At 45.9% G+C, this 16,439-nt stretch carries 13 protein-coding genes and 1 other RNA gene; 4 read left to right on the top strand and 10 right to left on the bottom strand.

Annotation, left to right across the window (positions count from 1 at the left end; all coding sequences use genetic code 11):
• Positions 1 to 5 precede the first annotated feature (5 nt).
• Positions 6 to 731: a hypothetical protein gene (locus IPG41_02605; GenBank protein ID QQR55421.1), complete on the bottom strand. Its 726-nt coding sequence runs from the start codon at positions 729 to 731 to the stop codon at positions 6 to 8.
• 66 nt (positions 732 to 797) lie between these two features.
• On the opposite strand from IPG41_02605, the gene IPG41_02600 reads away from it, so the two are divergent.
• The 3 genes from IPG41_02600 to IPG41_02590 all read left to right on the top strand — a co-directional run bounded on the left by IPG41_02600 (position 798) and on the right by IPG41_02590 (position 6,779).
• The gene (locus IPG41_02600; protein QQR55420.1) at positions 798 to 1,046 is read left to right on the top strand and encodes a type II toxin-antitoxin system PemK/MazF family toxin; all 249 of its coding nucleotides are present in this window, start codon (positions 798 to 800) and stop codon (positions 1,044 to 1,046) included.
• A gap of 332 nt (positions 1,047 to 1,378) precedes the next feature.
• A complete protein-coding gene (locus IPG41_02595) occupies positions 1,379 to 2,545 on the top strand; it encodes a transposase (protein ID QQR55419.1) in 1,167 nt (388 codons plus the stop codon).
• Between the two features lie 82 nt (positions 2,546 to 2,627).
• Positions 2,628 to 6,779, top strand: a complete 4,152-nt coding sequence (locus IPG41_02590) for a hypothetical protein (GenBank protein QQR55418.1) — start codon at positions 2,628 to 2,630, stop codon at positions 6,777 to 6,779.
• A gap of 73 nt (positions 6,780 to 6,852) precedes the next feature.
• Here IPG41_02590 and IPG41_02585 read toward each other — a convergent pair whose 3' ends face one another.
• From IPG41_02585 to IPG41_02555, 7 genes are all read right to left on the bottom strand, one after another.
• Positions 6,853 to 7,767: a Fic family protein gene (locus IPG41_02585; protein QQR55417.1), complete on the bottom strand. Its 915-nt coding sequence runs from the start codon at positions 7,765 to 7,767 to the stop codon at positions 6,853 to 6,855.
• 84 nt (positions 7,768 to 7,851) lie between these two features.
• The gene (secA, locus tag IPG41_02580) at positions 7,852 to 10,533 is read right to left on the bottom strand and encodes a preprotein translocase subunit SecA (GenBank protein ID QQR55416.1); all 2,682 of its coding nucleotides are present in this window, start codon (positions 10,531 to 10,533) and stop codon (positions 7,852 to 7,854) included.
• A 38-nt stretch (positions 10,534 to 10,571) separates the two neighbouring features.
• The gene (locus IPG41_02575; protein QQR55415.1) at positions 10,572 to 11,066 is read right to left on the bottom strand and encodes a hypothetical protein; all 495 of its coding nucleotides are present in this window, start codon (positions 11,064 to 11,066) and stop codon (positions 10,572 to 10,574) included.
• Between the two features lie 5 nt (positions 11,067 to 11,071).
• Entirely contained in the window at positions 11,072 to 12,514 is a 1,443-nt protein-coding gene (locus IPG41_02570) for a sugar transferase (protein ID QQR55414.1), read from the bottom strand.
• Positions 12,515 to 12,573: 59 nt separating this feature from the next.
• Positions 12,574 to 12,959, bottom strand: an RNA gene (gene rnpB / locus IPG41_02565) — RNase P RNA component class A.
• 93 nt (positions 12,960 to 13,052) lie between these two features.
• Positions 13,053 to 13,235, bottom strand: coding sequence for a hypothetical protein (locus IPG41_02560; protein QQR55413.1), 183 nt, complete (start codon positions 13,233 to 13,235; stop codon positions 13,053 to 13,055).
• Between the two features lie 238 nt (positions 13,236 to 13,473).
• Complete coding sequence (locus IPG41_02555; GenBank protein ID QQR55412.1) at positions 13,474 to 14,067, bottom strand: tetratricopeptide repeat protein; 594 nt, start codon at positions 14,065 to 14,067, stop codon at positions 13,474 to 13,476.
• A 226-nt stretch (positions 14,068 to 14,293) separates the two neighbouring features.
• Between IPG41_02555 and IPG41_02550 the strand changes: the two genes are divergently transcribed.
• Positions 14,294 to 15,103 carry a hypothetical protein gene (locus IPG41_02550; GenBank protein QQR55411.1) on the top strand — a complete coding sequence of 270 codons (810 nt, stop codon included), beginning with the start codon at positions 14,294 to 14,296 and terminating at the stop codon, positions 15,101 to 15,103.
• Here IPG41_02550 and IPG41_02545 read toward each other — a convergent pair.
• Together IPG41_02545 and IPG41_02540 are read right to left on the bottom strand one after the other, a co-directional pair.
• Positions 15,089 to 15,943 (bottom strand): UTP--glucose-1-phosphate uridylyltransferase, encoded by an 855-nt coding sequence (locus tag IPG41_02545; GenBank protein QQR55410.1) that lies wholly within the window; start codon positions 15,941 to 15,943, stop codon positions 15,089 to 15,091. The two genes, IPG41_02550 and IPG41_02545, sit on opposite strands and share 15 nt — an antisense overlap.
• Before the next feature lie 9 nt (positions 15,944 to 15,952).
• Positions 15,953 to 16,405, bottom strand: coding sequence for an Hsp20/alpha crystallin family protein (locus IPG41_02540; protein QQR55409.1), 453 nt, complete (start codon positions 16,403 to 16,405; stop codon positions 15,953 to 15,955).
• Positions 16,406 to 16,439: the final 34 nt, after the last annotated feature.

The raw sequence follows: 16,439 nt of genomic DNA, 5'->3' as shown, positions 1-16,439 counted from the left end.
GACCTCTAGAGTGCTCGCCAAAAGTCTTTTAATTGTCTGAGTTGGTCGGCTGCACTAACAGATTGGAAAGGGTAGCGGCTCATTTCAGGTGAGGAATCCTTTTTGCTGGTTTCATCAATGGGTTCTAGGGACTGTTCGCCTGACTGGATTTGAATTCTGTATAAAAAATGGTTAAAAATAAATCGTCCACCTGGTTGTAAAGTTGAAAGCACTTTGGTGATCAGTTCAGCTCTATAGTGTTCATAGGCTTCTATCCATTCAACTCCTTTTGGTTTTCCTTCTTGTGGGACCAGAGGGCTAAAGGCTGTGCTGGCTTCATGAACGTCTGTATTGTGTACGACGTGATTCAAAATCACTATTTCAAATTGTCTTGCAAAGCGCTGCCAGTCCATTTTTGAAATGTCCGTTTTTTCGTAGGTCCACACCCCTCCATTCGGTCCAGGGTGCAGACCAGGGCCTATGTTGTGATGGTCTAAACCTGTAACATGAGCCCCCATCCAAACTGCTAGCCTTGAGTCCCAAGGTTCAAACTGCCTAGGAATAAATGCAGCTTTATGATCTTCACCTGCTAACACTTGATCATGACCGCAGCCGATGTCTAGTACCTGCGTTCCTGGAACCACTCCTCCTTGCGTTAAACACCGTCTTCCATTTTTAACGCGGTTTTGTAAATCGCCGTGAGTCCCAAGCTTATAAGTTTCTATGAATTGGTTGAAATCTAAGCTGTTCATATGTGAGGGATCAGTATACTAAAAATTTCAGGGATTTGTCAGGTCTTTTTGTTTATGATTCTTTTTATGCAAAAAGATTTTGATCGCTGGAACAAAAATAAAGTGGCTTGGGTTTTGCCTATGACTACAAAAGGGAAAAATAACTTTTATTATTTCCCCTTGAAGGTGGGTGATAACATCACAATTTCTTATCTTATTCTTTCGCAAATCAGGCTTGTGAGTGTTAAGCGTTTTAGAAGAAGGGTTGGTAGGATTTCTACTCCTTTGTTTCAACTTGTTCTTAGAAAAATAATGCACATTTTAAATTCTGCATAATCTGCATAAAAAAAACGGAACCTCTTTTGGAGGTTCCTCGAGTGGCACAAGGCCATTTGTGCTTTCATTTTAGCTTCTTGGGGTGGTTGATGCAAGCCCAATTTTTGTGAATTTGGAGTGTTGTAGCATCCATTTTAGAGTGCCCAAGGCCATCCTTTTTATTTTATTAGACTTCCTAAGTAGAACGATTTTTAGCTTTTTATGTCAATCCCCTTGACTTTCTAAAAAGACCCCAGTTTTAAGAGAGTGAATTGGAGATTTTGTTTTAGGGTAAGGCTAAAATGGGTGTTAAATTTTGAAGAACCACCTTTAAAAAATAACAGATTTTAGCCATGAACAAATATATCCAAGATTTCATTACAAATAAATGCCGAAGTATATTTACAGGTTTAACCCTGCCACAGAAGAAGGCCTTGGCTGAAGTACTTAGAGGACTTTTCGTAGAAGCCACCCCTATACTTCGGCATTTAGCCCAAAACAAAGAGGTTTCAGCAAAGAAGCAAGGGAACAAGTACTCTCATCATCTTGGGAATGTTGATTTACAGAAGAAAGTGGAGGATTTCTCAGTAAGAGCTGTAGCTTCTGAAATTCGTAAAAACACAGTGATTGCTTATGATCTCGTAGATCTTTCCAAACCTTCCGCAAAGAAGATGGAGAAATTGTCACAAGTATATGATTCGAGTGAAGGGAGCATTGAACCTGGTTTTCTTTTGCATGGAGTGGGCGTGAACAATCTGCTCCTAAAACTGCGTTTTCATCACAATGATAAAGAGTTCTTGGGACAGGTTAGGAAGGCTATTTTGGAGGAACTCACCCAGGTTTTTGATCATAAAGGCATTTTTGTCTTTGATCGTGGCAACGACGATGAGAAACTTTTTAGAGATCTTCGTCAGGTCTTAAAAGTGCAATTTATCGCAAGAGTAAGGGAAAACAGAACGGTTGTGCTTAAGGAAACTGGGGTCTTGATTTCTGTGAAAGAGTTGCCTGAAGGAAGCTACGAAGTGTTTTTTGATGAAAAATGGAAAAGTGCTTGGGGATCTTTGCCACAATCTGCTCATACGGAACCATCTGGAAGGAAAGAACCCATAAGGCTCATCTACTCACTCAAGGATTCATATACTGCAGAGCAGATTGTGAATTTGTATCTGGAAAGATGGGGAATTGAAAAGAGTTTTAAGAGAGTGAAGCAAAAGTTCCAGTTGGAGAAAATCCGTGTGCTTAGCCTGAAAAAGTTTATCAATTTGATTGCTCTGACTCAATTTGCAATGAACCTCTCTGTTCTTATGTTTAGGAAAGTCCAAGCTCTCACTCACAGTCTGGTTACTTCTGTTGTTTCCAACTACAAGGGGTTCATTGCAAAGAAATCACTCACCTTTAACCTGGAATCTTTCATAACTTTTCTCCAGAATTCTCTACAGTCACTCCAATTTCATGCCCCTCCAAAACGCCAACCCTCCCTCTTCTCATTCAGGCAACTGAAAAAACTGGGGTCTTTTTAGCCTTGACTTTTATTTGACATAAGCATAAATATGTTCTTAGATCAGTATTCCATCATCTAAATTACACATTAATCTACTTCCTATGAAAAAGCTTGCCAGTTCCTTCCTGTCTGCCCTTTTCGTTCTTAGCCCGCTCGCGGCATGGGTGCACACTGCGCAGGCTTTATCTGTTAGCCCAGATTCCAGTTCTTACGTGGTTCATGACGGTGAGATACTGGATGTGGAGTTTGCTCTAAATGTGGAGCCAGAGACTTCATCCATGGATATTACTTTGGACTGGGGTGATGGGTCTCCTGTTTCTACGCTTCCTTTTACGTCTTCTGCTGCTGATCCTCTTTCTGATTTGACCGCACTTCCTGTGAGTCATATCTATTCAGCAACGGGGTTGACTTCGACTGATGTCTACACCGGAACTTTGAGCATTGTGTCTGAACTTATTGATTCCACGGGAGCTGTAAGTTCTCAGACCACGTCTACTTCATTTGAAGTGACGGTGCTGGGTTGTGATGCGGGTGAACCTTCTGTAATTGATAACAATACCCCTGCTTTTAATGGGTATCTTTGTCGTGGAGATGAGGATACGTATATGAGTTCTTTTGTCGGTGTAAATGAGGTGGAAGCGACTGTTACTATTGATGCCAATGCCAGTGCTATGGGTCCTTTTGAGGTCACTCTCGATGGAACGAATGCTGGTGCACCTGATTCTGCAACAGTGAGTCCTGGGGATTCTGTGTCGGTACATTATGTGACTCAGATGAGTGAAAACGTGGGTCTGCGTGTTGTGCCTGTAGGGGAGGTGATTGAGGGTGCGGCTTACACCCTTTCTTTGGCTTCTACTCAAAATACTCCGGAGGTTCCTGCAGAAACAGGGTCTCCTGACCTTATTGTGGATAATGTGAGGCTTTGGGATTACACCTTGAATGAAGGTGCAGGTGGTTTTGTGAACATGGCGACTGTGGATTCCACGGATGATCCTTCGAATTATGCTTTTATGTACAGCTTGACCAATATTGGAGATGCGAATGCGACCAATGATCCTGATGGGATAACGACTGTGAATAATAGTGTTGACGAGGAAGGTGAGGAAGTGGAACAAATAGCTGAATATGCTTGGGCTGACTACTCCTCTTATAATTTCTTGATTGTTGAAGGAATGAGTACCTTTGCGGCTGATGGAGTCCTTTATCCAAATGTTGAGCTTTCTAATCTTGCTGAGTTTGAATTCTGCGTGGATTCTAGTAATGAGATTGAAGAGAGTGATGAAACCAATAACTGTTTAATCATTGAAAACCCTTTCTTTGGAGAACGTGTTCTGCCGACTGCTTATGGAGATTTATTAGTGCCTTCTGTTGAGCTCAATGCGGATAACACGCTGCATATTACGGTTCAAAACCAAGGGACGGACATCCCTGCTGGTTATGCACCAGAACTTGCGGTTTTTGATGCAGCCAGCGCCTCTGGTGCTCCTGTTGAAATGGTAGACCTTTCTATTTTTCTTTCACAAGGGCTTTTAACTTCTGGAGGGCAAGTGTCTTTTAATACGATTTATTCCGTACCTGTTCTTCCAACGCAGATCCTTATTTTTGTGGATGCTGGCAATCAGCTGCCTGAGTCTAATGAAGACAATAATCAGTACCGATTGTTTTTGACTGAAACAGAAGATGAGGATGAAGGGGGTGACGACGGAGAGGGTGAAGGCGACGATGGTATGCCAGACCTTATTGTTGACAGCATTCAACTCTGGGACCGTACGGCTGGAACGGAAGGTGATTTTGTAGACATTTCTACGGTGGATCCTAATGATGATCCTATTGATTACACTTTCATGTACACGCTCACCAACGTGGGTGATGCCGACGCCACTTATGACGCAACCGCAGTAACGACGGTGTATCAAAATGGAGGGCAGTTTGACTATGTATGGTCCAATTATGGAACTTACAACTTCTTGACTGTTAATGGATCTGATCTGCTTCGTGCCGAAGAACTCACCATTTCCAATGCATCTCTTTACACCACTCAAACCTTTGAGTTCTGTGTGGACGATAGCGGCTTGATTGCGGAATCCAATGAAGAGAACAACTGTCTTACGGTGACCAACCCTTTCCTCGGTGGTGACGAAGGAGGAAACGATGGAGAAGAGGAAGACCCTGAAACACTTCCAAATCTAGTTGCTCGAAACCTAAGCTTTGACCTTTCTGGCAACACTTCATTGACCTTCAATGTTCTAAACAATGGGGATGAAGATGTTAACCTTTCAGATCAACCTTCCTTTACGGTTTCTGTGGACGGCACCTCTGTTTTTGATGGTTTAATCAATGACTATGGAAGTACTTTTGCTTCTCAGGGTATGGATATGGATATCACTCTGAGTGGCAGTTTCACCATTCTTCCTGGTACTACATGGAGGGTTTGTGTGGACAGCTATGACAACGTTACGGAGTCCAATGAAGATGCTTCTGACAACTGTGTAACGGCTACCGCACCGGAGGAAGAGACAGATCTCCCAGATGAAGAAGATGAAGGCGGTGACGGTGAAGAAATCCCTCTCCCGAATTTGAGAGTTAAGAATCCTCAATACGACGAGGCGACAATGATCCTTTCTTATGAGATTGGAAACATTGGTGAGATCAGCCTCCTTTCTGCTGATTATCCAGATGGAAGAAATCGGTTCAGACTCAATGGTCAAAATCTTCAAATCACTACTTGGTCTTACCACGCGGCATTGTTTGATCATTATGCCTTAGCTGAAGGAGCTGGAATCACTACACGTAATCTTCCTTTATACTTCTTTGCTGAAATGCTTGCGCTCCCTGATGGAAGCACGAATGAGATCGAAGTTTGTACAGATTCTTCAGAGCTTGTCGTGGAATCCGATGAGACGGACAACTGTACATCAACAAATTTCGTTTACCATGCCGGTGATCTGCCAGATCTCTATGCCTCTATCACTTCGATAGACAGCTCTTCTGTTATTTTTACACTGGGTAATTTGGGATTGGTTGACGTGGTACGCTCTCAATTCGGAGTGACTGAGTACTATTTGGATGGCAACACGGTCTACAGTGACGTATGGAGCACAAGCACAGATGCCGGTTCTTACCTTGGTGCGGGTTCGTCTAATTCCTTTAGCTACGCTTTGAATGGGCTTGCTGATGGAGAACACACTTTCAGAGTGTGTGTGGACACACGCAACCGAATTGAAGCTGAACTCAGCGAAGACAATAACTGTTCTTCTGTGAGTTTTGTTGTCGGCTCTAATGAAGGCGGCAATGAAGGAGGCAATGAGGGTGGAAACGAAGGCGGCAATGAAGGAGGCAATGAGGGTGGAAACGAAGGAGGGAATGAAGGAGGGAATGAAGGAGGGAATGAAGGAGGGAATGAAGGAGGGAATGAAGGAGGGAATGAAGGAGGGAATGAAGGAGGGAATGAAGGAGGGAATGAAGGAGGGAATGAAGGAGGGAATGAAGGAGGGAATGAAGGAGGGAATGAAGGAGGGAATGAAGGAGGGAATGAAGGAGGGAATGAAGGAGGGAATGAAGGAGGGAATGAAGGAGGCTCTAGCAATGAAGGAGGCTCTAGCAATGAAGGAGGTTCTAGCAATGAAGGAGGTTCTAATGGTGGCGGAAATGGAGGGAACGGTGGATCTAATGGAGGAGGATCCTCCGGTGGAGTTGCCACTCCTGGACCTGGGGCTGGATCATCTGGATCTGGTGGAGGCTCTGGATCTGGTCCCAATGGGGGTGTCATCCTTGCAGGAGAGGACCCAGCTGTCTGCGGTGCCATGAACTTTGTAGATGTGAGTGAAGAGGATGAAAACCATGATGCTATCTACCAACTGTGGTGTGAAGGGGTGATCCACGGACGCGATTTTCTCCACTTTGACCCTAGCGACTGGATCAAACGTGATGAAGTTGCAAAGATTATTGCCCGTTTGTTTGGCTACGTGACGGAAGACCACAGTGATATCCCTGAAGTAACAGAGACTTCTTACATGGATGTGTCTGTTGATGAAGACTTGGTTTATTATGTAGAAACCCTGACGGAAGAAGGATTCTTTGCAGAAGAAGCTGAGGAGGAAGAATTCAATCCTCACGAGGACATGAGTTATGGAGATATCATTGAGCTTTTAGGGGCAGTGACCGAAGAAGAACCTGTTCTTGCAGGCTATGAAACGAGCGATTCTGTTGAACGAGGAGACTTCGCTAGCTTTGTTCTGAGTTTGTTTGAATAAAGGCCGTCTCAAAAAGTAATGATGTCCTCATAAAAAGAGCCTCCTAAAAGGGGCTCTTTTTTGAGATAGCCTCTTAAAGCATCCATTCTAAACTTTCATCGATTGCGTCCATTATGAAGTCTTCCAACAGGGAATAATCTTCTTCCAGTTGGGCTTTGCTGAGATAGGTGTAATAGAGGCGTTTTTTTTCTTGTCGAATTACGGCGGGTGGGAAATTTCTTTTCAGAAGCATGGCCAGCATGAGCAGGCGTCCAATTCGCCCGTTTCCATCTGAAAAAGGATGTATTTTTTCAAAACGTGCATGAACCACAGTGGCATGATGTACAGGGTTCTTTTCTTTTTTATTGATCCACTCGACAAGGTCTTTCATCAATTGAGGTATTTTCAGAGGATTTGCCGTTGGAACAAAGGAGCCTACGATTCGTACTCCATGATTTCGGTAACAACCGGCATCGTGACGTATTCCATTCATGAGTATGCCGTGCAATTTTAATATCCACTCTTCAGTGATTTTTTGTGCTTTTAAATTTCGAAACAAATGCTCTAAAGCGGTTTGATGATTTTTTGCCTCCAATTGCTCCGTGAGAGTTTTATGGAGAAGGGCTTTATTGTCAAAAAGGATGCTTGCAGTTTCATCTTCTGTTAAAGTGCTCCCTTCTATTTTGTTGGAGTTGTAGGTCAGACTTAAAATAAAAGTTTCGTACAAATCGGGACGTTTCATCAGCAAATCGAAATTGTTTTTGATTGTGTGTTTTTTCAGTAATAGTCCGTCATATTTTGCTTTTAATTCTTTTTGAGAAAGCGTTTTTTCTCCTGTGAATTTTTTATAAAGTTCTTCAATTTTTTCAATTGAGAGAGGGCGTGGGTGGGATCTGCCATTGATCCAACTGTTGACGGTTGCAAAAGAACAATTTAATTCACGAGCCAGTTTTTCTTGTGTCCAAGCGGCTTGCTTAAGAATGATTGCCAATTGATTCTTTATAGTCATGCCTCTATTTTAGCAAACTTTATAAAGTTTGTAAATTGAGCATCAACTTTATAAAGCTCCATTCTTAACCTTTTGAGGTGGCCTTTAAGCCCCATGGCATTTTTTGTACTTCTTTCCGCTGCCGCAGGGGCAGGGGTCATTGCGGCCGACTTCAGGGAAAGTAGAGGTGGTTTTGCTTGCGGGGGCAATGAGGTCTGCATCGCTCACGATGGCTTGGCCTGTTTTTGCCGAAATGACGCGCACGGTTGGCTGCTGTGTCGAGGGCACCTCAATGGCGGTGCGCTGCACAGGCATCACTAAGTTTTGTTCAATTTGTTCTTGGTTTGTGCGTACTTTGAGCACTTCGCCGTTGGCGTTTGTTGCAAGGGGAGCGGGTTTGTTCACCAGTTGCACATTGATCTTCACGTGGAAAAGGCTGGTCAAAGTGGTACGGTCGATTTTTTCTATGAGCTCTTCAAAGAATTGGAAGGCTTGATTTTGGTACTCCACTAGCGGATTGCGTTGTCCATAACCACTGAGTGAAACGGCTTCGCGCAAATCTTTGAGTTCGTCGATGTGACGCATCCACAGCATGTCCAAGGTTCTAAGGAAAATGGCCCGTTCGGCGCGGCGCATGATGGCAGGGTCGGGCAGAGATTTTTCTTTTTCGGTATATTCATCTTCAAAGTATTTTTTGAGTGTGTCGATGCGAGCTTCGGGGTTGAGGGGTTCTAAGCTTTCTAAGGCGATGGGTTTTAGCGGGCTGCGGTGGATGGCGTTCACGGTTTCCCACACTTCTTTGAGGTTTTCTGGATTGCTGAGTACGATTTTTTCCACTTCCTTTTCCATGAGAAGCAGCGCTTCATTTTTGAGACTTTCGCTTTCCAAGATGGCGCGGCGTTTTTTGTAAATGATGTCGCGATGCGTGTTGATGACCGTGTCGTATTCCACGAGGTGTTTTCGGATGTCGAAGTTGTGTCCTTCCACTTTGCTTTGAGCGCTTTCGAGGGAGCGACTGATCATTTTGTTCTCAATGGGCATGTCTTCGGGCAGACCCAAGCGTTCCATTAGGCCTTTCATGCGATCTCCGCCGAAGATGCGCATGAGGTCGTCTTCCATGGAAACATAAAATTGACTGAGGCCGGGGTCTCCTTGGCGACCGGCACGTCCACGGAGCTGATTGTCGATGCGGCGAGATTCATGGCGTTCGCTACCGATGATGACGAGTCCGCCAAGTTCAGCCACTCCATCGCCGAGTTTGATGTCGGTTCCACGACCGGCCATATTGGTGGCAATGGTCACGGCTCCGCGTTGTCCGGCTTGAGCCACAATTTCAGCTTCTTTTTCGTGATATTTGGCATTCAAAACACTGTGTGAAACCCCCTCTTTTTGGAGCAGTGTCGAGAGTTTTTCGGACTTTTCAACCGAGATGGTTCCCACCAGCACAGGCTGGCCCTTTTCGTGAAATTCTTTGACTTTGTTTGCGATGGCATTGAATTTTCCTGCTTCGGATTTATAAATGGCGTCGGATTTGTCCACGCGCTGAATGGTTTTGTTGGTGGGGATTTGAATGACTTCGAGGCTGTAGATGGTTCCGAATTCTTCCTCTTCGGTTTTTGCGGTTCCGGTCATGCCCGCGAGCTTTTGGAACATGCGGAAGTAATTTTGAAAGGTGATGGTCGCCAAGGTTTTGCTTTCGCGTTTTATTGTTACCCCTTCTTTGGCTTCAATGGCTTGGTGTAGACCTTGGCCGTAACGGCGACCGGCCATGAGGCGGCCCGTGAATTCATCCACAATGATGATTTCGCCATCACGAATCATGTAATCCACGTCCTTTTTATAGACGGCATGGGCTCGGAGTGCTTGTTCAATATGATGCACTTCTTCAAATCCTTTTTCGGTGTAAATGTTGTCCACTCCCATCAGCTCTTCCATCTTTTTAATGCCCTCTTCGGTGAGGGTGGCGACGCGCTGTTTTTCGTCTACGTTGTAGTGGGTGTTTTCTTCGAGCATCTTCACGAGCGTCGAGTAGCTGCTGTATTTTTCAGTCGATTCTTCGGCAGGTGCAGAAATGATGAGAGGAGTGCGGGCCTCATCAATAAGGATGCTGTCCACTTCGTCCACAATGGCGTAAAAAAGCTCGCGTTGCACTAGGGCTTCTTTGTTGGGAGCCATGTTGTCGCGCAAGTAGTCGAAGCCATATTCGTTGTTGGTTCCATAAGTGATGTCTGCGGCGTAGGCGTCTTTTTTCTGATCGCGAGGCTGGTTGTGGGTCACCACGCCCACGCTCATGCCTAGGAATTTATAAAGACCTCCCATCCATTCGGCGTCGCGTTGAGCCAGATAATCGTTCACGGTCACGACGTGCACACCTTTTCCTGCAAGGGCATTGAGGTAAACGGGCAGGGTACAAACGAGGGTTTTACCTTCCCCGGTGCGCATTTCGGCGATTTTCCCTTCGTGCAAGACCATGCCTCCAATGAGCTGTACGTCGTAGTGCACCATTTCCCAGGCTTGATCGATGCCACGCACGGGCCAGGATTTGCCCACCAGGCGGCGAGCGGCATTTTTAACCAAGGCGAAGGCTTCGGGCAAAAGGGCATCGAGACTTTCTCCGCTCGCGATGCGGTCACGGAATTCTTGAGTTTTTTGAGGAACCTGTTCGTCGGTCAGTTCGGTTTGGTAGCGCTGCTCGAGTGCGTTGATTTTTTCTACGACCTTACGCATCCGTTGGATCGCTTTTTTTTCAGGGTCTCCGATGAGGGAAGTGATGAGTTTAGTGAGCATAGGTTTTTGTGTGCCGGAATTTTAGCACGGATTTAAGTTTAAGACAGGCACTTTTTGATGGAAGGCTCATTCATCTTTTTGTTGATCCAGAGGGGGAAAATTCCACAAGCAATGACAAACAAGAACAGGAAGAAGAGGAATATCGTGTTCATGTCCACTTCTACAGCGTATTCCATGATCTTGTAAGCCCAGTAAAAACTGTAGAGGACAGTGAGAAAGTTGAAGCATCGAAGCATCCATTGGCCCAAGTATTTTCCTTTTAAAAAAAGAAGGCTTGCTCCCAATACAAACGTGCCTCCTAGTACCATGCCCAAAGTGAGCTCCACAAAGTGAGCGAGTAGAAAGGTGAAATAGCGCACCAATGGAGTTGCGGCTAGGTAAGTCTCTACGAAGGGGTCTGTCAAAGTTATTGTCAGTGGAGTCCGTAGGCAGAGCAAGAGGACGGATTCCGCAAGCGTCAATAACGCGAGACAGAGGTAGGCTTCTCCGATCAGACGGATGGAACGATTTTTCTGTTGAAGGAAGATGTTCATAGGTTTTAATCCGCAGCTTTTCCGCCCCAGACCACGAATAGAGTTTTTGCTAGAATTTTTAGGTCCATCCATAGCGACCAGTGTTTGATGTAATAGCTGTCGAGGCGCACTTCCTCTTCAAAATCTAGATCGCTGCGGCCGGAAATTTGACTGAGGCCGGTGATGCCTGGCTTGATGGTGAGCAGAAAATGTTGAGTGTCTTCATATTTCTCTACTTCTTCGGGTAGGTGAGGGCGAGGGCCAACGAGGCTCATGTCTCCTTTGAGCACGTTCCAAAGGTTGGGGAGTTCATCGAGACTGCTGCGGCGTAGTTTGCGACCAAATGGGGTGATGCGAGGGTCGTCCTTGATCTTCATAAGAGGCCCTTTGCGATGGCTTTTTTGAGCCAATTCCGTAAAGCGCAGGTGATGGGTGTTGTGCTTCATGGTTCGGAATTTGTAAAACGTGAAGAGCGTTCCGTTCTGCCCCACGCGGCTGGCGGGGCTGCCGTCTTCCAATTTACTGAAAAAAACAGGGCCTGCTGAGTCGCGTTTGATGCCGATGGCGATCAGAGTAAAGATGGGGCTGAGCAAAATGAGACTGGACGCACTTCCTACAATGTCGAAGCAGCGTTTGACGATGCGTTTCCATCCATCGAGGGGGGTGGGTTTGAGGTGGATGAGTGGGAAGCCAGCCAAGGGTTCGATTTCAATGTTGGAACGTTCTACTTCCAGAATTTCGGGTACAAAACGATATTCGATGTGGCTTTGATGGCAGAGTTTTAAAATCTGCTTGTCTTGCAGTTCAGTGAGGTTTTGATCCGTAACAATGATGGCTTCGATTTGTTTTGAACGGATGATTTTTTGCAGATCGGTTAAAGTGCCCAAGCGTTTGAGGCCTTCCACCTCCTTGCTTTGTTCTGAAATGTAGCCCTTCAAATTGTAATGCCAGTCTTTTTGCAGTGCTCGGGTGATGCGCTGGGCGATTTTGTTCGATCCAATGATGAGCACATTGCGCCGCCCGATGTTGCGTTTGAGGAAGCTTTTTTCTATTTGCCTCAATACGAGGCGTGCCAGCACCACAAAAATCAAGGAGAAGAAGAATCCATAGATGAGCACCAGGCGTGAGAAAAACACTTTTCGAGTGAGGAAAAAATAGGTCATTACCAAGAGAAACCACACGATGGAATGTTTGGCCACTCGCCTAGATTCGTGCAGAGGCCCCTCGGTGTTCTTCATGTCATAGAGGCCAAAAAAGGCGAAGACCAGCACAAGCAGTCCTCCAAAAAGCAGGCTGATTTCAAAATAATCTTGAATGGGGAGCAGGTTGGCGGGGGTCAGGATAAAATCCACTCCTGGAATGAAGTCCCCTTTCAAACGCAATTGGTAGCCCACCAAGATGCCCGCCACGGTCATGGCAAAATCCAGAGGGATGCGGAGCAGGGCAAAGAGAATTTCAGAACGTTTCATGCAGGCAGAATGAGCTTGTTCCTATTTAAGCAAAAAACCCTCCCGTCGGGGAGGGCTTTTTGATGGAGCTTCTTGTAAGCCGAGTTCTGTATGGGCCAAGAGGTGAGTTTAATCTCCTTTTGGCTTAGTGACCATCTCTCTGGGCCTTTCATTGCTGAAGGGCTCATGCGGTGAGCGGCTTGGGGTGACAGGCCACCGATTCCAAACCTCCAATCTCACCTTGCAAGGGAAAGGGTTTACCACGCGCTCCTTCTTACGAAGGGGCTCCCCATGTTCCACGTCCGCTTGCGCGGCGCTAAACAGAAGGGGCGTTTCACGTTGCTCGTCTCTGTGGCACTTTCCCTAGAGCGGGTTTTTGAGGTCCCGCTGCGGCCGCCGTTAGCGGCTTTCCTGCCTGAACTTGCTCGGACTTTCCTCGAAATTTTGACGGTTACTTTGTACGCCTTTCAGCAGTACTCCGTTCCGCTCAAAATTTTCGCGGTCACGCAGAAGCAAAGGGTATTTTAGCAGGTGGGGTTGCTTCTAGCAAGGCTGGGGCTTAGAGAGGGGACAGGCCTTCTGCCACTATCGTCTTTACGATTTGTTTCAAATCTTCTGGGTTATCTAGGCTTAACCCATCCCTGTCGGCTATTCCTAGGAAAGTGGCCCCTCTTCTAATGGGTGCTGAGACTTGTGAGACTTCTGCCTCATCGTCTTCCGGTAAATTGTTTATTCCTGACATAAAGTATAAAGGTTAAAAATAAAAATCCTCGCTGGGCGAGGAGGGTTTGTCTAGACGTTTTGGACTTATTCGTCTTTGTTCCCTACTCGCAAGGCAGCCCCTCCAAAATATTTGGAGTTGAGGACTGTGCAGCGAATGAATAGAGAAAAAGTGTTCATAAATTCAAAACAAATCTCATTTTATGGAAGTCTATTCAATATGTCAAATTGGTTTTTAATTGAAAGTGTCTAGAGCCTGATTAAGCTCGATTTTCCTTCAATTTTTTAAACTCGCGTTGGAAGAATTTAGCCGTCTCAAGGCAATCTTTGGCTTTTTCATTTTCAGGTTCAAGGTTGAGAGCTTCTTCCAGCAGACCAATGGTGGCTTCGAATTGGCGATCGTTGAGGTAGCACACGGCAAGGTCACAGAGGATGAGCGTGTCTTTGGGCGCCATGGCACGGGCTCTTTCCAAAATCACGAGGCCGCGTTTGCGATCCCCTCCATGAAAGATGGACCAACCCAGGCATCGCAAAATTTCAGGATGATGAGGTTGAACGCGATTGGCCAACTCCAGGGTTTCGATGGATTTATCAAAGTCCCCAGTCGAAGAATAAAGAAAGCCCAAAAGGTAGAGGGCGTTCGGGCTGCGAGGGCGCAATTTGAGGGCATGTTTCAGAGCCTTCATGGCTTTGTCGTATTCGCGCAGGCTCAAATAATTGTCCCCGACTTCTTCAAAAGCCTCGGCGTACTCCATGTCTGAAAGGATCATCCTGTTGGCCAGGGCGATGGCTTCCTCATGTTTGCCCTTCAATTTGAGGGCATCGGCTTCCTTTAAAAGATCATCGAGGGACATATTTGTTTTTGTTTTGAAGTATCCAGTTATTATAGCAAAAAAAAGCCTCCTGGACAAGAATGGAAGACTTGGCAATTTGGAGGAATGTGGTGCGGCTTGGTTTGGGCTGGGGTCGCTCAGAAAGGTGAGCGTATACTCACTCTTTATTTTGTCACTTCAAAAATGAGTTCCTGGTCTGTTAAATAGAGAATTTCTTGTTAAAATTTAGCTTCACTAACTGAAAAGTATGACTGATCAAGAGCTCTATGAAAAAGCCCGTCTGTATGGGAAAAATGCTTTGCTGTGGAGGCAAAAATTTATGGGCTTGCTACCCGAAATACAGAAGCGGCGCCTCTATGAAAAGAAAGGTTTTGATTCCATTTTTGAATTTGCCTTCAGATTGGCTGGACTCAGTGAGCAACAGGTTCGAACTGTGCTCAATCTTGAAAAACGTTTTCAAGATAAACCCATTCTAAAGGGGCTGTTGGAAAATGGGGAGGTGAGTGTCAATAAATTGGTACGGATTCAATCTATCGCGACTTCTCAAAATGAAGCGGCACTTGCTCAAGCTGTCCAACTTTTGCCTCAAAAGGCTTTAGAAACCTTTGTGCGAGATGAAAGGGTCGATACGGCTCCCAATGAATCAAAATCTTTGCGCGCGCAAAGTTTGCAACTGAATGATGAGGTGAAGATTAAACTTCTTTTGCTTCAGGAGAAGGGAGTGGATGTGAATGAACTGCTTCTCGATTTTCTAGAACGTCGTGATCAAGATATTTTTGAAGAAAAAGAAGCATGCAGGGCGAATTTATTGCCTGCAAAGAGTCGAGCAATACCTGTTCAAATCAAGAAAATTGTAGAGAAAGAACATGGTACGAAATGTTCGATTCAGACTTGTTTTAAATCTGCAGAGCAAATTCATCACACACAGACTTTTGCCCTAAGTCGATGCCATGATCCTCATTATTTAGCGCCTCTTTGTAAGGAGCACCATGTGATTGCGCACGCCATTAATCTCAAAGTACAAGAGAAACGACGCTCTTTTTCACTTCAAACTTAGTTTTGCCTTGAGTTCGGGGTCTTTTTTTGCGAAGGCTAGATTGGCTTCCAATAAACCGAGAGGAGTTCCTGTGTCATAGCGGGTTCCTTCCACCTGCCAAGCATCGATCTGGCCACCTTGTTCTAAGTGTGTGAGCAGGCCATCGATCAGGCGAATTTCTCCGTCGGGGTGACTGGACTCACTTTGCTCCAGGTTTTTAAGCACTTGTGGAGTGCAAATGTATTTGCCGATGATGCCATAGCTCGACGGGGCTTCTTCAGGTCGAGGTTTTTCAATGAGGCCAGCCACATGAATGAGGCGGTCTTCTTGGTTTTGCACTTGAATCACTCCATAATTGGAGATGTTTTCGAGGCTTACGGTTTCTACGCACAGCACGGGATTGCCGGTCTTTTCATAAATGTCCAGCAGTTGGCGCAGGGCGGGGCGAGGTCCATCCACCAGATCGTCGCCAAAGAGCACGGCAAAGGGTTCTTCCCCCAAAACGTCCTTGGCACAGAGGATGGCATGGCCGTCTCCGTGGGCATTTTCTTGACGCACATAGGCGAAACGGGCTTTTTTTTCGATGCGCTCCATGGTTTCTAAAAGCTCGAGTTTGCCACGAGAACGCAGTTCGTGCTCCAGTTCATAGCTGTGGTCGAAGTGTTCTTCGATGGCACGTTTGCCCATCCCAGTCACAATGATGATTTCTTGAATGCCCGAGTCGAGGGCTTCTTCCACCAAATATTGGATGACGGGTTTGTCCAATATAGGCAGCATGGCTTTGGGAATGGCCTTGGTCATGGGCAAAAAACGGGTTCCCAGCCCCGCTGCTAAAATCACGACTTTTTTGATCGGTTTCACAGGAGAGGGTTATTCGTCGGCACTCACATGAATGATGCGTGTTTTGTAATCTTCTGTTTTTGGAATGGTGATGATGAGCACGTGTTCGTGCACGCGAGCCTGAACGTTTTTGCGGTCGATGTGATCTGGCAACACAATGGACCGAGAAAAAGTGCCCCAAAAGAGTTCTCCCACCAGGGTTTTGTGTAGATCTAAGCCTGACACTGGCTTGCGTTCGCCGCGAATGGTGAGCACGTCATCTTGCAAAGAAACACGAACATCGGTCTTTTCTACGCCGGCGATGGGGCAGAGCACCACCATTTCATTTTCAGTGTGCAAAATATCCACGGAAAGCTGGCCCTCTTCGGGTTCTTGCTCCTCGGCTTTGGCAGGTGTGGGGTGAGCGCGTGCATTCAGGCGCAGCTGGACCTTGTCGTCTGCTTTTTTGGCGTGCTTGAGTTGTCCGATTCCGATTTGAGTCATGTACGTAGTTTAGTCCTTTTAGGGTCAAAAACAA

The sequence above is a fragment of the Candidatus Peregrinibacteria bacterium genome, from assembly GCA_016699145.1.
Classification (GTDB): Bacteria; Patescibacteriota; Gracilibacteria; order UBA1369; family 2-02-FULL-48-14.
Note: the sequence above shows the minus strand (reverse complement) of the source record. Positions and strands in the feature narration are given on the sequence as shown.